Origin of the sequence: Peribacillus sp. NJ11 (assembly GCF_030348405.1) — a bacterium.
Classification (GTDB): domain Bacteria; phylum Bacillota; class Bacilli; order Bacillales; family DSM-1321; genus Peribacillus.
Genome location: NZ_JAUCFO010000002.1, coordinates 155851 through 174015, shown reverse-complemented (window position 1 = coordinate 174015; position 18165 = coordinate 155851). Strand labels below are relative to the sequence as shown.

The 18165-nt window shown below is 37.7% G+C and carries 13 protein-coding genes and 1 pseudogene; 6 read left to right on the top strand and 8 right to left on the bottom strand.

Annotated elements, in window-relative coordinates; all coding sequences use genetic code 11:
* Positions 1 to 266: 266 nt before the first annotated feature.
* A complete protein-coding gene (locus tag QUF86_RS27585; RefSeq protein WP_289336407.1) occupies positions 267 to 4415 on the top strand; it encodes a S8 family serine peptidase in 4149 nt (1382 codons plus the stop codon).
* 1485 nt (positions 4416 to 5900) lie between these two features.
* On the opposite strand, the gene QUF86_RS27580 is transcribed toward QUF86_RS27585, so the two are convergent.
* Entirely contained in the window at positions 5901 to 6239 is a 339-nt protein-coding gene (locus tag QUF86_RS27580) for a hypothetical protein (RefSeq protein WP_289336406.1), read from the bottom strand.
* A 410-nt stretch (positions 6240 to 6649) separates the two neighbouring features.
* Positions 6650 to 7240 (bottom strand): serine/threonine protein kinase, encoded by a 591-nt coding sequence (locus QUF86_RS27575; RefSeq protein WP_289336405.1) that lies wholly within the window; start codon positions 7238 to 7240, stop codon positions 6650 to 6652.
* A gap of 208 nt (positions 7241 to 7448) precedes the next feature.
* On the opposite strand from QUF86_RS27575, the gene QUF86_RS27570 reads away from it, so the two are divergent.
* Together QUF86_RS27570 and QUF86_RS27565 are read left to right on the top strand one after the other, a co-directional pair.
* Positions 7449 to 8045, top strand: a complete 597-nt coding sequence (locus tag QUF86_RS27570) for an RIO2 family protein (protein WP_289318936.1) — start codon at positions 7449 to 7451, stop codon at positions 8043 to 8045.
* A gap of 34 nt (positions 8046 to 8079) precedes the next feature.
* Entirely contained in the window at positions 8080 to 8649 is a 570-nt protein-coding gene (locus QUF86_RS27565) for a kinase (RefSeq protein ID WP_289318935.1), read from the top strand.
* 64 nt (positions 8650 to 8713) lie between these two features.
* Here QUF86_RS27565 and QUF86_RS27560 read toward each other — a convergent pair whose 3' ends face one another.
* The 4 genes from QUF86_RS27560 to QUF86_RS27545 are packed head-to-tail and all read right to left on the bottom strand — an operon-like array spanning position 8714 to position 11967.
* Positions 8714 to 9502, bottom strand: a complete 789-nt coding sequence (locus QUF86_RS27560) for a HipA family kinase (protein WP_289318934.1) — start codon at positions 9500 to 9502, stop codon at positions 8714 to 8716.
* 29 nt (positions 9503 to 9531) lie between these two features.
* On the bottom strand, positions 9532 to 10404 hold the full coding sequence (locus QUF86_RS27555; RefSeq protein WP_289336404.1) for a HipA family kinase: 873 nt from the start codon (positions 10402 to 10404) through the stop codon (positions 9532 to 9534).
* 1 nt (position 10405) lies between these two features.
* Positions 10406 to 11494 (bottom strand): glycosyltransferase, encoded by a 1089-nt coding sequence (locus QUF86_RS27550; RefSeq protein WP_289336403.1) that lies wholly within the window; start codon positions 11492 to 11494, stop codon positions 10406 to 10408.
* Positions 11494 to 11967 carry an NUDIX hydrolase gene (locus tag QUF86_RS27545; RefSeq protein ID WP_289318931.1) on the bottom strand — a complete coding sequence of 158 codons (474 nt, stop codon included), beginning with the start codon at positions 11965 to 11967 and terminating at the stop codon, positions 11494 to 11496. The genes QUF86_RS27550 and QUF86_RS27545 overlap by 1 nt, the downstream gene beginning before the upstream one ends.
* 321 nt (positions 11968 to 12288) lie before the next feature.
* Here QUF86_RS27545 and QUF86_RS27540 point away from each other — a divergent pair, with 321 nt between their 5' ends.
* Entirely contained in the window at positions 12289 to 12885 is a 597-nt protein-coding gene (locus QUF86_RS27540) for an RIO1 family regulatory kinase/ATPase domain-containing protein (RefSeq protein ID WP_289336402.1), read from the top strand.
* Positions 12886 to 13397: 512 nt separating this feature from the next.
* Here QUF86_RS27540 and QUF86_RS27535 read toward each other — a convergent pair.
* A pseudogene (locus QUF86_RS27535) lies at positions 13398 to 13738 on the bottom strand (alpha/beta fold hydrolase); the annotation flags it as partial.
* A gap of 567 nt (positions 13739 to 14305) precedes the next feature.
* Positions 14306 to 15982, bottom strand: coding sequence for a M4 family metallopeptidase (locus QUF86_RS27530; protein WP_289336444.1), 1677 nt, complete (start codon positions 15980 to 15982; stop codon positions 14306 to 14308).
* Between the two features lie 413 nt (positions 15983 to 16395).
* Between QUF86_RS27530 and QUF86_RS27525 the strand changes: the two genes are divergently transcribed.
* Entirely contained in the window at positions 16396 to 17028 is a 633-nt protein-coding gene (locus tag QUF86_RS27525; RefSeq protein ID WP_289336401.1) for a type 1 glutamine amidotransferase family protein, read from the top strand.
* 593 nt (positions 17029 to 17621) lie between these two features.
* Positions 17622 to 17909 carry a hypothetical protein gene (locus QUF86_RS27520; RefSeq protein ID WP_289336400.1) on the top strand — a complete coding sequence of 96 codons (288 nt, stop codon included), beginning with the start codon at positions 17622 to 17624 and terminating at the stop codon, positions 17907 to 17909.
* The last annotated feature ends 256 nt before the right edge of the window (positions 17910 to 18165 follow it).

Below are 18165 nucleotides of genomic sequence, written 5' to 3'. Positions count from 1 at the left end.
AATTACTTAAAAGGTTAAAACAACTGTTCAGTACCTTTATTATTTTTCTTAATAACAGAACTGGAATAGTTCTTTAGTTATATATTGATCTAGAACCAATAGATGAAAAATTACTTCTTATGATTAATTTTCAGAAAAGTAGAAATATGGGATGATATATTGAATCTTAGTTTACTAGATATATGAATTCATCTTTAAATGAATTGTTTATGAAGAACAAATGTTTAGAGAGAAAATAGTAATTATATAGGATAAGGGGATGCGGTATGAAGAGGAAAAAAATCAGTAAGATTCTTACAGGAACGCTAGCTGTTGGCATGTTATTATCTCAAGGCGCTCCGTATAATGTATTGGCGAAAAGCCCGTTTGAGTTGAATCCAGTTGAAAATGCGGAAGAGATCTTAGCGAGCCTGTCTGCAGAACAAAGAAAGGCGTTAGAGCAATTGGATGCCAATCCAAACTTTACGATTTCTCCGGATATTAATGCAAATAGTCCGGAATTAGTCAAAGTCATCGTCGAATTTGAACAGGCGCCAGCCAAAATAGAAGTGATGAAACAAGCGGCGAAAGGAAAGAAACTATCTTCTGCAGATTCGAATGAGAAAGTGGAAAAAGCTCATAAAGATTTTAAACAGCATGTGCAATCATTGAAATCACAGAAAAACGTGACTAATTACAAAGTGGAAGATGTAAAGATCACAAGAGAGTATAAAAACGCCATCAACGGCGTAGCGATGACACTTCCTGGTGTGGCAGTTAAGGATTTGCTGCAATCTGGAGTAGTTAAACGTATTTTTAAAGATTACGAGGTAAAAGTGGAACCGCCGGTAAAAACGAAAGAAGCCATTGAGCCGAAAATGGCAGACAGTATTCCGCAAATTGGCGTGGACAAGCTACATGCCGAGAACATTACCGGTAAGGGAATAAAAGTCGGCGTTCTTGATACAGGTATTGACTACAATCATCCTGACTTAAAAGAAGCTTATAAAGGCGGATATGATTTTGTAGATAATGATGCCGATCCAATGGAAACGACCTACGAGGATTGGATTAATGCTGGCAAGCCAGAAGAACCAGGCTATGTGTATTACACAAACCATGGGTCACATGTCGCAGGGACGATTGCAGCCCAAAAGAAAAACAATGTCGATTATGCTGTGAAAGGGGTAGCACCTGAAGTAGATTTATATGCGTATAGAGTATTGGGACCTTGGGGAGGGGGATATACAGAAGGAATCCTTGCTGGAATCGATCAAGCGATTGAAGATGGCATGGACGTCATCAATATGTCGCTTGGCGCGCAGACTAACGATCCTTTATACGCCACTTCTGTCGCAGTAAATAACGCCATGCTTTCAGGCTTGGTGACCGTCGTTGCTGCAGGTAACGCCGGACCGAACGAGAAAACTCTGGGTTCTCCGGGAACAGCGGCTCTTGGCATATCAGTAGGTGCAAGCGATGCCTCCATGTCCATTCCTGCATTTAATGGAAGCGCTTCCGCCGAGAAATTTGAAAATATGCAGTTGCTAGGCAAAGATTTTTCTGATCGATTAGAAGAATTGCAAGGAAAATCCTTACCAATTGTATTTGCGGGACTTGGTAAAGCAACTGATTTTGCTGGGAAAGATGTCAGTGGGAAAATTGCGTTGATTCAGCGCGGGGAACTTGCGTTTGATGAAAAAATCAAAAACGCCAAAAACGCTGGGGCTAAATCAGTGATTGTGTATAACAATGTCGACGGGCAAATACCTGCCTACTTGGGTGAGGCCGTCGGGTTAATCCCTTCTTTCCGCCTGTCAAAAGCGGATGGTGAGCGATTAAAGGGGCTGGGCGAAGGTTCTTTCACATTTGAAACGTTAAATAACACAAAAACGGAAGGCGATCATTTAGCAGATTTTAGTTCACGCGGACCGGTAAATGGAAATTATGATATTAAACCGGATGTAGTCGCTCCAGGTGTGTCGATATTCTCTACGACACCGGAATTCATCAACGATCCGCAGGACGGCATTAATTACGGGAATGCCTATGTGCGCATGTCGGGTACATCGATGGCTACGCCACACGTGGCAGGTGCAGCAGCATTGATTTTGCAGGAGAATCCGGAATACACTCCTTTCGATGTAAAAGCGGCACTCATGAATACATCGGATGATTTAAAAGGGAATAATTCTGTATACGAAGTGGGTGCTGGACGAATCGATGCCTATCAAGCGGTTCATACAGATACCTCCATCAAAGTATGGGATAAGACACAAAATATCGAAAATGGAAAAGTCGTAGAAATTGATGAAGAAACAGGTTCCATTGTATTCGGAAGACATATTAAAGAAGATGATCAACCCATTGAAGCAAGTAAAAAGGTGACCGTTCAAAACAACAGCGAGGAAGAAAAATCTTTTAAACTAGAAGTGGAGTATCACGGTGAGCGCAAAGGCATTCAAGATGCAGTGAGTAACGGTGTTAAAGTAGATGTTCCTTCATCGATTACAGTGGGAAGCGGCCAAGTGCAGGAGCTCCAGCCTAAAATAACGATACCAACCAGCGCTGCGGGAGGAAGATATGAAGGGTATATTCATGTGACCAATGCCGATAATCCAGACGAAACCTATCAAATTCCATTTGCTGTTATGGCGATAGAAAAAGGATTTGCTTATGTCAAAACGACTAGACCATCCGTGACAAATACAACACCTTTCTGGCAACTTAATGACAAAATGATCCATTTCACCATGAAGTTGAACAGCCCAATGAAAACCATGGATGTGCTTGTAAAAGACAGTAAAACAGGAAAATCTATAGGGTTCATAGGGACAGCGAACACTAACTTTCCAATAGATAGAGAAGTGTATCTTATGGGTGCGTTCAGCGGTACGGTCTTACCATTTACAAATGATCCGTCCCAGCCAATCAGTGATATTCCTATAAAGCTTCCAGCAGGCGACTATATACTGGAACTGATTGCACACGATGAGGATGGGAAATCATATGTTTCCCAAAATCCACTTATCGTGGACAATACAGCGCCAGAAGTCAACATGGATATAAAATCGGGTGTAATCGAAGTCAATGATTCTATGTATACAGTAGAAGATGGGCAAAAAGCACTGTGGCTGCATGGAACAGCTAAGGATGAGACAGTGAATCTATTACAATCTAAAGGGTTGGACATCAATCAATCGTCCAACACTATGGCTTACTATACAGGTTCCTCTGGATATATGGCTGGGTTCTTCCCGGTTCAAGCGAATGGAGATGTGAAATTAGGAATTGAGGAAAGTGATATTGCAAAACAACCTATGAGATTTTGGTTGAGAACGTGGGATACTGCAACGGCAGTTGGTTACCAAAAGTATTACTTCATGAAAGAAGGAACGGAATATACGACTACCAGTTATGACAAGAGAGAGTTGAAAGTCGGCGATAACTTTACGATGACACTCAGCCTTAATAATGTGAAAGAGCTTGTCTCCGGAGAATTTAACGTGGCAATCGACAAAGACTACTTCAAGTTTTCGAATGTGAAGCTGAACAATACAGTCAAACAATATGCAAAGGAAAAAGGCTTACAGGTATCGCTCCATGAGCCAGTTGTGACGGAAAGTATATATCATAATAATGTGAAAATCGGAGCTTCCATTACTGGAAATGCATTCAGAGGACTGGACGGAGATATGCCGTTCCTCGATGTAACGATTAAATTAATGAATGATGAAGTTTACGATGAAATTCAAGGATTTAATGTACAGAACGGGTCTTATAAGAAATCCGGACAATCAGCAGGCACTGCTATTCCTTTTTACGGCACTGAAGATCTTAAAATAATTCCTACACATACACAGTTGCTGGGATCCATCTCGCCAGAAGCATTTTTGATATATGAATCAGGGGTACCATATTTGAAAAAAGCAGATTATACAAAAATAGGAGCACAAGTATACGCTCTCTCTAGAAGTGGTAAAAAATATCCAGGAACAATTGCTAAAAATGGAGCTATCACGATCAATGATATTCCGGCTTCCGATCAAGTATATACAGCCGTTTTCGAAGTTCCGGGGCATCTTAAAGCGATGAAGAAATTCATTCCTGGATATCATGATGCAAATGGAGAGCTACGAGGGCAATTTTTAAGAATTGCTCAGAGAAGTCTTGCAGGGGATGTGAATGGCGACAAAATGATTGATATCCTCGATATCAAGAGTGTCGTTGATGCATATGGTACGAAGGATTCATCCATCGTGCCGCAAGATATCAATCAAGACGGAGAGGTGAACGAGACAGACATTCGCTTCGTTGAGAAAAATTTCTTAACGAAGGGACCGGATGCGCCTGCCGATAAACAGCCGAAAGAAAAAGTTGGAAAAAAAGGTCTGGAATACTTCCTGCGCCTGATCGGACTGGAGCCAAAGCAATAGCAAGAAAAGAAAGGGAGGAATGCAGAGCATTCCTCCCTTTCTTTTTTATAAAATAAGAAGAGCAGAGTTAAGAAAAGTTGATAAGTCCTCTTTTTTAGAAGATATGTACGGAGTACCAGATTTCTTCAACAAAAGGGCACCGACCCATCAGGGTAGCTTAACTGGCCTCCACCCCTTGGAGAGGCATGACGAAGGAATGATAGGGCAATTGACCCGTTGAACATGGGAGGGAAAGCCTCCAGGGGGCGGTGTGGAGAATGTGCATCAAATGGGAAAATATAGAGTCTTGTTTAACTTTTTTATTTCACTATGCCATCAAATCTTCATGTCCTGAAATCACTCCATTTAACCGTTGGAACAGTAGTCTATATGGGGACTCATGTGGGCTATTTCAAAAGGAATACCCCACTTGTTTTTAGGGATTAGGTTACTTTGGAATCAAGATTTATACTTGTTTTCACGTCATTTGATTTGCTAGTTATTTCCAAAAGATAGCAATAAGGCATCCGGTCTGATACGATGTAAAGCGACTAAATCAACACCGGTATACAGATATCCCTATCTAATTTATGCAAATCGCCTTGAGCATGTTTTTGCTCCTGATATTTCGATCAAGTGAAAAAGACAGTTAAAAACTAATCTCTTTCCGTAGTTTCACCTGAAGCTTTTTGGCAGAGACATTAGCTGTAATATGGCTAAGTGCCGTTGTTGACTTCCTCACCATAACACCTTAAAACAAGGGAGAAGAACCAAGATAAAAAATACTAGCCTTTAAGGCTAAAAGGTTGCCCTCAAGGCAACTAAAACTATAGTTATCATAATTGCAATTAACAGCAATCAAAAAAACCTCAGATTTAATAGAATCCAAGGGCTCTTCAACGCAAGTCGGGTAGGAGCACTCTCCTACCCGACTTGTATTTTAAAAAAATAAGCTGTATCGATAGTACATATACTTTACTTTTCATAATCAAAAAAAGACAGCTCATACTAGTGATCTTTTAATGTACTGAAAATTAAGCAGCACTTTTTATACCTGTTGTTTTTTTAGCAAATAGCTTTTCTTGAAAAGTTGGCATAATCATACCACCTACCCCATATCTTCCTGCATTTATAGCAGAAACAAGGATAAACATAGATAATAGAACAAGTTGTGGATTGGTACTTGTGCTAAATGAGAGTTGGGTGATATCAGCTGCTGAGGCATCCGTCGACTCAACCCTCCTTACACGAATACCAATACGATCACCCGCAGCGACTGTTAATGATCCCAGATTTATATTGGTTGCTCTGTAAGGAAAGTACCGGGAGTAATAGTAGTATTCGGAAATCCGAATCTAACCGAACTAGTCAGCGGAGTTGTCACGTAAGGTGAAGAAAGATGAACAATCCCTGTATTAGGAACTGAAGGTGCGCGGAATACTGTAAACTCATATTCAACACCGACAGCATTTATCGCAGCCACTGAAGCAACCAATAAATCTACGCTTATTTGTATATTTTGAACGGTTCCCGCAAAGGGAATTGGGAAAGCAAAACCACCTGCTTCTGGTGGACTAGTTGATTGTCCAGAACGTCAATAACTTCAACCGTGTGATTACCAATACCCATTAAAATTGGAGCAGCTGAGACTACTGTAGCACCACTGATGATAATACCCGTTGAAAATGGAATTAACCCTCCAGATCCTGGATCACCAGTAGCACCTATCGGACCTGTTGGTGCTGTTGGTTGTTCCAGTCTCCTTGAACGCCTTGAGTGAGCTCCCTGAGCTCCCTGAGGTCCTTGAGGTCCTTGATTACCTTGAGCAGGTACGTTTACTTTCACTTCAATGTTTTGCTCTACCTTTTGTTCTTGTTTAGATGAGCATTTGCATTGGCTATGTCCACAATGTTTACATTTTTGCCTTTACCTAATTTTGTATCCTCTTTTTCCAATGCATTACTTCCCACTAAATTGGATTTGGTTGGTCAAGTATCTATCCAATAGGTTCTACGCGCCATTGTTCAGAACGTGATTAAATTCTCTTTGTATTAGAACTGCGATAGGCGCATCGGTGTTCCCACGCAGCAGATCCTTCAACTCCAAGGCAAAAAAATGATTCTAAGGGCAGAAAGATGCAGACTGCAAAAAAATTCGCGACATGCTTATCGCGAATTGCTTCCAAGAGAGATCATGTAATTACTTGCAAGGGTTTGGTTTATTATTAACTCAAACTTGAAAGTAGCTCGTTGCCTTCACTTGCGCGGCTTTGACAGGAAGTTATTCCATTCCGAATATAGTTCAGAGTCCAAAACTTTGACTTGCCGCAAAAAGGGGTCAATTAATCCTAGTTCAGATAAGGAATCTAAAAGCCGAACCGGTATGGGTTTCCAATCATAAGAATTCGCATGATCTACGACTCTTAGAACATGCTGATTATCAACAAATATGTGACGAGTGACGCAGCGATCTAAATTAGTAAATCCTAAACGATTCATTTCCTTTTTCATATTAACCAGCTGTTGAGTAATAGATTCGGATATCGTCCCTTGTTCCTTAAGATAATCACGTAATGAAGGACCATCGATGTATTCCATAATGATATAATTTGGGCCTGATTCAAAAAACTTCGGCATAAATGGCAAACCTTGACCTTTGATCATCGCCTCTTTTTCCTTCTTAACATTTTTCGGTTTTAAGAATATTTTCACACAACGATCTTCCGTTAACTTGAATACGGCTCCCTGTATCCCTTTGCCTATCAATGGGTATGAAGTCGGATTATTAACAACCAACTCTTCTTCTTTTCCTCTGCGGGTCACAGTAATAGAGCTGAAATCATTCATGCTGTTCTCCTACTTTTCACTAAAATTTTAGAAATTCACGGGTCAAATATATTTTGAAGAGAAAAGGATCTTATAAATTCATTATATGGTGTCAATGGGACAAGGAAACGGCGCTTGACTATAGCAAACTCTAATCATTTACATAAAATATAGTAAGCTATGGACCTCAATCAAGGAGCCCAAACATATAATAAGGAGTTGATCGATATTGGAGGATTTTAAATCTATTATTGTTTCAAGTGGTAAAAAAACAGTAACCGTTGTTGACAATCCAACATCGTATCCGATGATAGGGAAGGGAAAACAAGGCGCTGTTTTTAGAATTTCTCCTGATCGCTGTGTGAAGATTTTTCCGGACCCAGAACGTTGTCTAAATGAGAGTCAAGCGTTAAGAGCTGCACAGGAAGCGCGCATAGTTCCAAGGCTTTTTGAAGTCGGATCCCATTATATTGTAATGGAGTACATTGACGGTCCTTCTTTAGACCAATTACTTGAATCAAAAGATTTCTTATCGGAAGATATGACGAAGAAAATCCTATTCTTGCTAAAAGAAATGAAACGTTTAAAGTTTACACGGCTGGACGCAAAATTAAGACACATCTTCGTGAATACTCAAGAAGAGCTTATAGTAATAGACCATGCGAATTCTTTTATAAAAATTGACTCCGTACCTACAGAGCTGTTCAAAGATTTGAATGAAAAGGGTCTATTTTCATCATTTTTGGAACAAGTAAAACAAGCAGATCCAGAATCTTATATGGAATGGAGAAACTTAGAGAAAAAGAAAAAAAAGGATAAAAAGTAATATCATGATAGGAAATGTGAAGGAGTGATAGAAAGTGGAGGACTTTAAATCTATTAGGGTTACTGAAGGGATTAAAAAAGTAGATGTAATAAAAAATCCAACGTCGTTTCCGCTGATTGGTAAGGGGGCGCAAGGAGCCGTTTTTAAAATTTCTTCAGACAAATGCGTGAAAATTTGTGCAAAACCAGAATATGCCGTTAAAGAGGGGAATGTATTGAAAATTGCACAGAATTCTCCCACAATTCCCCGGCTTTATGAGGTGGGGCAAAACTATATTATTATGGAATATATTGAGGGGCCAACTTTATTCCAGTATTTAGAGTCTGGAGGGGTCCTATCCGAAAAAATGATGAGGCAAATTCTTTTTGTGCTAAATGAAATGAAGCGTTTAAAGTTTACCAGATTGGATGCCGATTTGCGCCACATTATTGTAACAAAGGAAGAGGAATTAAAAGTAATAGATCATTATAGCTCCTATACAAGGGTTCGATACCGGCCAGAGTTGATATTCAAAGGTTTAAAAAAGTTGGGTCTATTACCGTTGTTCTTGGAACAGTTAAAAGAAATGGACCCGGAATCCTATATGGAATGGAAAGATTTATAGACAAAAAAAGTAACTCCCTTAAAGCTGATAAGGAGTTACTTTATTCTGTGGGAAAAAAACCACGTTATTTTGGATTGCTATGATGATGGATGATACGATCCACGATATCTGGCAATTTATTTTTCTGTTCTAAAAGAAACTGGTAAAGAGCATCTCTATCCTTCGTACCCACATTCCACTCTTTAGGGATGGATTGGATCACTTCATAGATCGATTCGTTCGGCAAATTCACTATTTTTTCTATAAACGATGTAAGCTCTTTGTGATCATCGAGAAGAGAGAAAGCCCATTTATAAAAAGGCCAGTGGTAGTTATATACCGGTGGTTCACTTAGCGTTTGAGCAGACCATTGGTAGCGACCCGGAAAAACTCTGCCATGATCAATCATATGGACATAATAGCCTCCATCATTGAGAATTTCCAAAATGACATTCATCGTACCTCGGTCAGAATTATTCACCCATTGGTCGAATACCGTTATACCGGCAAGCATATCTCGGTTTTTAACATCCGTCTTAGTGGGAGGATTTACTCTAACATTCTCGAAAACTGTACTGTTTTCAATAAAAACACAGCCATACTGGTATCCAGAACTATAGTTGAGTTTAGTAGATTGTAATTCAGGAGTCTTCTTGATAAATTCTTCCGGTATAAATACAAGGTCAAATGGGATAACGGGAAGTGAAAGGAGCTCTGCCAATTTGCCGATCAGGTACTCATTGACTACTTCTTTTTCTCTTCCTTTCTTAGTATCGAACCACTTCACTACATATTCTTTGCCATCACTGAAAAGAATGACATGAGCGGTTCCACCCCTTAAGGTTTGTACATATTTAACTGGGTATTTTTTCATATCACTTTGTCTCCTTTAGAAATATTTGTCTAGCTCTTTTTCTTTTTATTTTTCTTATCTTTTTTATTCTTTACCTTTTTCTCTTTATCTTTTTTATTAACTATATTGCTCTTGTATTGATTGATGAAATTGGTTATAAGATTCGGTAAATGACTTTTCTGTTCTACAAGAAAATTGTACAGCGCTGCACTTTCCTCGTTCGAGACTCCCCACTCTTCAGGGATGGATTGGGTAACTTCATAGATTAATTCGTTTGGAAGGGATACAATTTTATCTACAAACGATGTAAAATCTTCTTCATTAAGCATAGAGAAGGCCCATCGGTAAGTTTCTTGGTAAGGGATATCATAATTCAGTTTCTGAGTAAGCGTTTTTGCAGACCATTGATATCCACCCGGAAAACATATACCATGATCAATCAAATGGACAAAATAGCTGCCATCACTAAGATGTTCCAGAAGTAAATTGCTCATAGTCCGATCGATGTTATTCACCCAAAGATCGAATACCACCATTGCGGCAAGCATATCGTGATTTTTCACTTCCGTCTTGGATGGAAAAGCTTTAACCACTTCATCTGGTACAATACTGTTTTCGATAAATAAACACGCATATTGGCATCCAGAACTGAATTTGTATTTTTTTGAATGTAATTTAGGAGTATTCTTTATGAATTCTTCTGGGATAAATACTAGTTCAAAGGGGACAACAGGGAGGGAAAGAAACATTGCTAATTTACCGACCACATACTCATTTACTACTTCTTTGGCTCTTTTACTCTGAGTACCGTTCCATTTCACTACATATTTTTTACCATCGCTAAAACGAATGACATGAGCCGTTCCACCCACTAAAGTTTGTACGAGCTCAACTGGATATTTGGACTGTCCCATGGTTTCCATGTCAATTATCTCCGTTATTTTTTTCTATTAAGCTGTATAGCCTTTGTTGTTCGATGATTTGCTTATTCAAATCAAAATTTTCATCAATAACCTGTCTTGCACTTCTAGTATATCTTTTCCATACTCTTGGATGACTCAGGAAATATTTTATACCTTGAGCCAATTTTAAATCATCTTTCTCAGGAACAAGGAATCCTGATTTTTTATGCTCAATCAATTCTGGAATCCCTCCGTGAAAGGTGGAGATGACTGGTAAACCGCTTGCCATGGCTTCTTTTAATGCATTTGGAATCCCTTCTACATCGCCATCTTCGCCCGTTTCACTAGCAAGGCAAAAGAGATGGGAATTTCTTAATTCCTTAGAAATTTGGTTGGAATCCATTGGTCCTCTAAGAAAAACGTGTTCGGTTAATTGGTTTTCATCAATGAAAACTCTTATCTTCTCTTCATCTTCTCCTGTCCCAATAATGTGCAGTGTCGTTCTTGGGAATTCCTGATGAATCCGTTGAAAAGCCTTCAAAAGCGTAAGGAATCCTTTTTTCTCGACAAGTCTGGCTACAGACAAGATTCGGATTTCTCCTTCCTTAGGTAAGGAACGTTGGAAAAATGGGTATAAATCTAAATCTAGACCACCATATAATACATGTATTTTATCTTCTTCAAATCCTAATTTCATTAATTCATCTGCAAGAAAATGGCAAACTGCAAAACAACCAGCTCCATGTTTTACTAAATTTTGATATCGGAGGACATTTTTGCGAAATCTCTTATATGTTTGAGTGGATGAATCACGTCCTCGAAAATGCACTATCAATGGAATATCATACTCTATAGCTGTTGGTAAAATATCGATGGAATGTTTCCCTTGATGAGCGTGAATCGCAACTACATTTTGCTCCTTAAAGAAGGCTCCGAGGTCTTGAATTTCGTTCAAATTATAATAATGTTCAAACTGATATTGAACATTGTCGCTATTTGGGTAAGGGCCTATTACAATAGGCCGATATTGATCCAACATAATGATCTGATTGTACATAAATCCTTGATTTATTTTAATAGGTTCTCTAATGTAAAAAGCGATTGTCTTCACTATTTCAATCCCTTCCTTCCCTCTAAAATCAAATTTTCGATAAAACTTTGAAATATTTGTCGATCTCGTTCAGTTAATTCTTTCGGAAAGGCGGACCATTTAAAAAATTGAACTTTTTGTATTTCTATATCATCAGGTTTTAAATCCCCGCTGAGTATTTCTTCGGTCACGTAAGCAATGTTGACTGGAAAGTATTGATCACCATTAGGCAGCTTCGTAAAATATTCCTTCCCTGAAAAAACGCCAATTAATTGAAGGTTACCGATATTAATTCCCGTTTCCTCCAAAATTTCACGCCTGCATGCTTCTTCCGCAGATTCTCCTAATTCGATAAAACCGCCTGGTAATTTCCAAATTTTACCGGATTGTACCATCAGAAAACGGCTGTTCTGATCGATAACCAAAACGGTGACCCCTGTAAGTATCAAAGCTCTTGGCCCAACGAGCGCACGTAAATCTTCAATGTATCCCATGTAAACTCTCCTTTCTGATCAGTTCCTTTCTGGTTATTCCTCTTTTATAGTAAATGCAAATTGGAAAGGATTTGAAACGGACAAGTACATATATTTGTATGTTTTTTGTAAAGTTCTTAATTGTAGGTGTATGAGCATAAGACACTGAAGAAATGCTGGGAAAAGCTTTCCTTTAGGACCTGTTCATCATTAAGAACCCTGTAAAAGAGGGTATGACTTAATTTTGTGAAAAAGTGTGTTATTAACCTAAAGCAACAAATCGATGATTTCATATTATAGATATTAGGGTTATCAAAAAGAAGAAAAGAGGTGGTAGGTTAGATGAATGATTTTAAATTAATTAAGGTTGAAAGAATAGAAAAGAACGGTGCAAAAGAGCTTATTATTCATAATCCAACCACATTAAAACTAATTGGGGAAGGAACTCAAGGTGCTGTTTTCCAGCTAGATAAGGATCGTTGCGTAAAGATTTATGTCAATCCAAATGCAGCAACTAAAGAGGGGAAAGCACTTGAAGCAGCGAAGGAAACTCATATTGTTCCGAGGTTATATGAAGTTGGACCAAACTATGTAATTATGGAGTATTTAAAAGGTCCCAATTTAAAGGATTACTTGAAAGAAACGAAAGATATTCCCGAATCGTTTACAGAACAAATCATAATGATTCGAAAGGAATTAAAGAGAGTTGGATTTATTAGGATCAAGACCTCAATCGGACATTTTGTAGTAACAGAGGGTAATGTGCTGAAAGCAATTGATCATTCAGATGGTCTCACAATGGATGATCCATATAATCCGAAGATGTTTCGTGATCTAAAGAAATTGGGGTTATTGGATACATTCCTGGAACAAGCAAAGAAAATCGATCCTGAATCATATGAGGACTGGCAGAAAAATATCGATTTCAATGCGATATAGGAAATCTATCCGATAGGATGGAAATATGGGGAAATCGCTGTAGAAAAGGCTTTAACCGGTACAAGAATGGCATACATCAAAAAAAATTATGAGAATTCCTCACAAAACCAATTATGTTGTACAAGCAGGAAAGCCTAAAAGAGTAAAGTCGAGCCCTTAACGTAGAGGAGTTCGACTTTTTAGGTTGGCATCTCTTAGCCTATAAAATTTGCGAAATGGGGTACAGTATTGTTACTCCCGTTCGTAAAAGTATACGAACGGATTTGTTACTTCATCTAAGATTAATTGTTAAATGCAAATAGCTTGGATTTATAAATACTTGTCCAATCCAATTTAATGCCAGTTTAACAGGATAGTAATGCCTTGGAAAAGAGGTGAAAAAGTGAGTAAGGATAAAAATTCACTTGTCTTTAATTTTACAAAGTAACACTTAGGTTTTATTTATCCTCATAACAACCTTGTAAAAAAGAAAGACTGCTCTTTCTCATTTAAGTAAAATTGTCATTACTTTATTAGTCTTTTAAAAATGTTAGTAACGCTTCATTAAATTCTTTTGCATGAGTTACGTTTAATCCATGCGGACCACCCTGTATTAGAGCGAGCTTACTCCCAGGAATGGAATCATATGTGCGTTTTCCGTGAATAATAAGAGTAGGTATATTGAACTTTTCCAAGTCCTCTCTAAAATCTGTCTTACTAAAGGCGGTAATACAATCGAGCGTTCCCTTAGGTGATGCACTAGCTGCAATATCCCGATTATATAAACGGAATGGTTCACTAACTAAATCTGTTCGATTACCAGCCGCGAAAAATCCTTCGTAAATTTGTCAAGAAATGCAAGGCGGTCATTTATCGGTTAGTTCAACAAGGAATTTAAAATGATAACCGAATAAAGAGTAACAGGAGATTTCAAAGGAAAGGAGTGGGTGTCGTAATGCTGCAACAAATTAAAATAAGGATAGTTCAACAAGGAGCGCCAAAACGGAGGCGTTGAACAAAAATACTATGCGAGTTTACATAGGAGATCGATTTTATCGATAATGAAAAAGGATCTTCCATTGGAAGATCCTTTAATATGTTTCCTCAACTAAAGTTATCTTAGTTAAAAGTGTGTAATTAATAAATATCAACAGTAGCCAAAAAGTTGCATGTGGAATGCAGAACTACTTTACATAATGGCCCTTCCCGGCAGTTGATATTTTCAAAAAGCCAGTGATATCAATTGTTTTAAAATGGCATCGAATTATCCAATATACAGGATTTGATACATCATTGATATATGGTCTTTTGTCGGAAAAACATTTTAAGTATTTCCCGTTTTTATTGCATAAATTACGGGCGGGTTTCATGGAGAGAAAAATGAGCATGTACTGTCCATATGGGGGATATATCAGTGATTCTTGCAGGCTATCTGAAATACTTAGTATATTCCCACCGAATCAAATCCAGATTGGACTGCAGCCTCTTCCTCGCTGCTTTCACCATAAATATCGATAGCAGACTGAACGATAGCCTGACGTGCGTCGCTGAAATCGGAATTAGGGGTTAAATAAACCGTTAAAGCACGATAGTAGATTTGTCCTAATTTTTCTCTTCCAATTTCTTGACCAATCAAGTATGCGGCATGGTTTGTAATGGAGGAGTTAACATGGACACCACCGCCATCTACAGAGGTTGGCATATTATAAAACTCATCCATATGGTCTGGATAGACTCCGCCATTTGTACTATACGCCCTTCTTTGCTCGTTGCTGACGACAACACTGTTTGGATTACTTAAGCTGCGCAAAACTGTTACACCATCAGCTTTAGCAGCCGGTGCCATAATATCCTCGCCCATTTCCCAATCACTATTGTCAACAAGTGCACCAAAGACGTCAGCAAACGATTCGTTTAATGCACCGGATTGATTGCGGTATACTAAATTTGCTGAATGAGTGATGACACCATGAGTCATTTCGTGTGCAGCAACGTCAAGACCAGCTGATAGAGAAGTCATGAACACACCGTCACCATCACCATAGGTCATCCAACGCCCATTCCAAGAAGCATTGTTATAATTGTTACCATAGTGAACTTTAGAAATGATCGCCATTCCTTCCCCATCAAGGGAATTGCGGCCATGCTCATTTAGATAATACTCATATACCTTTTCTGAATTATAGTGTGCATCGACAAGCGCTCGATCATAGTCGCCGATAAATGCCGCAGAATTCCCCACATAGAGAGTATCATTACTGGAAGTGTTATCATTTTTAGCATCATACGTTACGATTCCTTCAAGGTTCTCATGAGAGTAATCTGCTAATGTAAACTTCGTTCCAGAATTCGGTTCCTTCACTTGGGTAATATGTAATTCCCTGTGCTCGCCATGTACACCTTTTCCAGCACCTTTTTGTGTTTTCATTTCATCAGCATGCATTAAGCCATTATATTTGTCGATGACTTTTCCTGTGTTTGCATCCACAAAAACAAACCAGTTCCCAGGATCATGCCCCATGAAGTTAACATTCACTTTATAGGCTGTATAATTTTCCCCTTCAAAAGGAAGAACAACAAGCTCAGTAGTTGGTTCATAGGTCAGCTCTTCAGGAGCATTGACAGAGGATAATGCTGTCTTTAGTGCAGCATCACCACTTAAAGAAGCAGACGTGTCCACTGCCTTATCGGAAATCGTTTTATTTATCCTTCCGTTGACGGATACGACTTCATTATTCTTATTAAAATGAACAACAACCTCAGATCCTTCTACATTCACTCCATTTACTGACTGGTTAAAGCGGACATGAGTCATACCTAGTTTATCTTTTTGTACACTCTTCACTTTTAGATTCTTATTCGGATTATTAATTCCGGTTTTACTTTCGTTTTTCTTCAAATAATTAAATGCATCGGAAGAGGTGCTAGAAGAGAATCTCTCTGCAAATCTCTCCTTCACAAATAATGGAACGCTTGCTTTTTCATTCCACTCCTTAGAAGCTTGTACACTATTAATGACCTTCGAATCAGCCGGCTGCGCAAATACACTGCTAACTGAGATAGAACCTACCAACATCGCTGACGACAGAGCTACAGGTAAAATAAACTTTTTCTTCATCAATGATACATACCTCCTATTTATTCCCATATAGTTTATTATAGATTAGTAAAAATCAAATAACATGAATAATTCTAATTATTTTAATATTTTCTAAATGTGGGAAAGCCTAATTAACGAGTTGTAATAGGCATAATTTACCATTCTAATTTTTTATGGTCACCATAACAAAAATCCCCCAAACAGTTGTACTGTTCTGAAAAGAGTTTAACCGTTTATAAAAAAGATTAACCGAAATGATCTAATTTTGGTTTTTCTTAATGAACTATAGGGGCAGGACAGTTCAATAAGTAATAGACTATTGGTTAATTGTGGTATATAATCGCATTAAAAGGAACGTACGTTCTTTTTGATGGAGTAGCTATTGATGTGGAAAAAATAAACTATGAAAATTATGATTGGAGTGTTAGTGGATGAAAATAAAAAAAGTTTATCTATATGTATTTAATACAATGTCAGACTGGGAATATGGATATTTAATTGCTGAACTAAATTCAGGAAGATATTTCAAAAAGGATTTAGCACCTTTAAAAGTAATTACAGTAGGAGCGAATAAAGAAATTATTACTACGATGGGGGGACTGAGTATAAAACCAGATATTGCCCTTGATGAATGTAACTTTGATAGTAAAGATGTTGTAATTCTACCTGGAGGGAATACATGGGGAGAAGCTATTCATGAACCTATCTTGAAAAAAATTGGCGAGGCTTTAAAGCTTGGCACTATTGTTGCTGCTATTTGTGGTGCAACTGAAGGACTAGCGAATATGGGATATCTAGATTCTAGAAAGCATACAAGCAATAGCTTAGAGTATATTAAAATGGTCTGTCCTAATTATAAAGGAGAAAATTTTTATGAGATGGAACCTGTAGTAACTGGAGAAAATTTGGTTACTGCATCAGGAGTAGCTCCTTTGGAATTTGCGATGGAAGTACTGAAAAAATTAGATGTATTTGCACCAGATACATTACATTTATGGTATAACCTAAATAAGACTCACAAACTTGAATACTTCTTCCAACTAATGAACTCAATAAATAAGTGAGTTTAAAAATCAACTTGGCAGTTTTATTTTACTTGAAATAATCTCCATACTTTTTGCGATGTCAAAGTATAGTTTTTGTACATAACTTAAAAATTTTAGAGAAGTTAATAGAGATTGTGAATGATTATACTTAAACTATCGGGTGCGTTAGTTCATTAACAGGGGTTGCTGCGGCAGCCTTTTTCTTATGGCACTAACGGGGCAGGATAGTTGAACAAAGGTTGAAACAATATGAGCTTGGGAATTGTATAAAAAAGGAATTAAATTTAAGTTGTGCGGGGTTAATTGAATGGGAAAAGACTTTTATGCGGGTATATTTGTTTTGGTGGTTGGCATTTTTGCAATATATATGTTTTTTCACGCAACAAGGGAACGGTTCTTTAACGACAAGACTTATAATAGTGTCAGGCATATAACTCCATTACCTGTATCTTTTAATTTTTGGTTCATTAAAATTTTGTTTCTTGTCGGAGGACTTTTATGTATTGCTGCTGGGATATGGGGAATAAGCATTCCGTTTCTTTAAAAGCCTTATTCAACTATCGGGTGCGTTTCTAAACTAAGCAGTAACGCTTTTTAAGGAGTTGAAACTTATGATTACTAAAATTGACTTTGGTGACGACTTTATTCAATACATTTCTTGTTCAACAAAAGTAGGAAGGAAGATGAACTGTATTCAGAAGGACTTTCTAAAGTGGATTTTTGATGAGGAAAAGAATACAAAATATTGGGCTTTAGAAAATGGCGAAAGAATTTGCCCTAATTATGACGCAAATGCAATTGTTGAATGGTTGAACAATGTAAGATTTAAGAGAGGAATTGCGAAAGCAAAGTTAATCTCGAATCCTCAATTAAGAGTTAAAAAGAAATTATATTATTAGATTATTTATAAATGTTTAAGATTTAACCCATAAGATTGTGAAAAAATATACTTAAAGTAACGGGTGCGTTTCTTTAAAAAGGAATGCTCTTTTCGTATCCAATTAAAAGGAAGTAAATGTTATTACTATATTAAAGATGGTTGCTCTTCTATTATAGGTGGAGAAAGCTTTAATACGATATATGCTTCAATATTAAAAAAGGTAAACTTTGGAGGCACACCACTGCAATAAGACTTATAACGAAATTAAGTTCTTG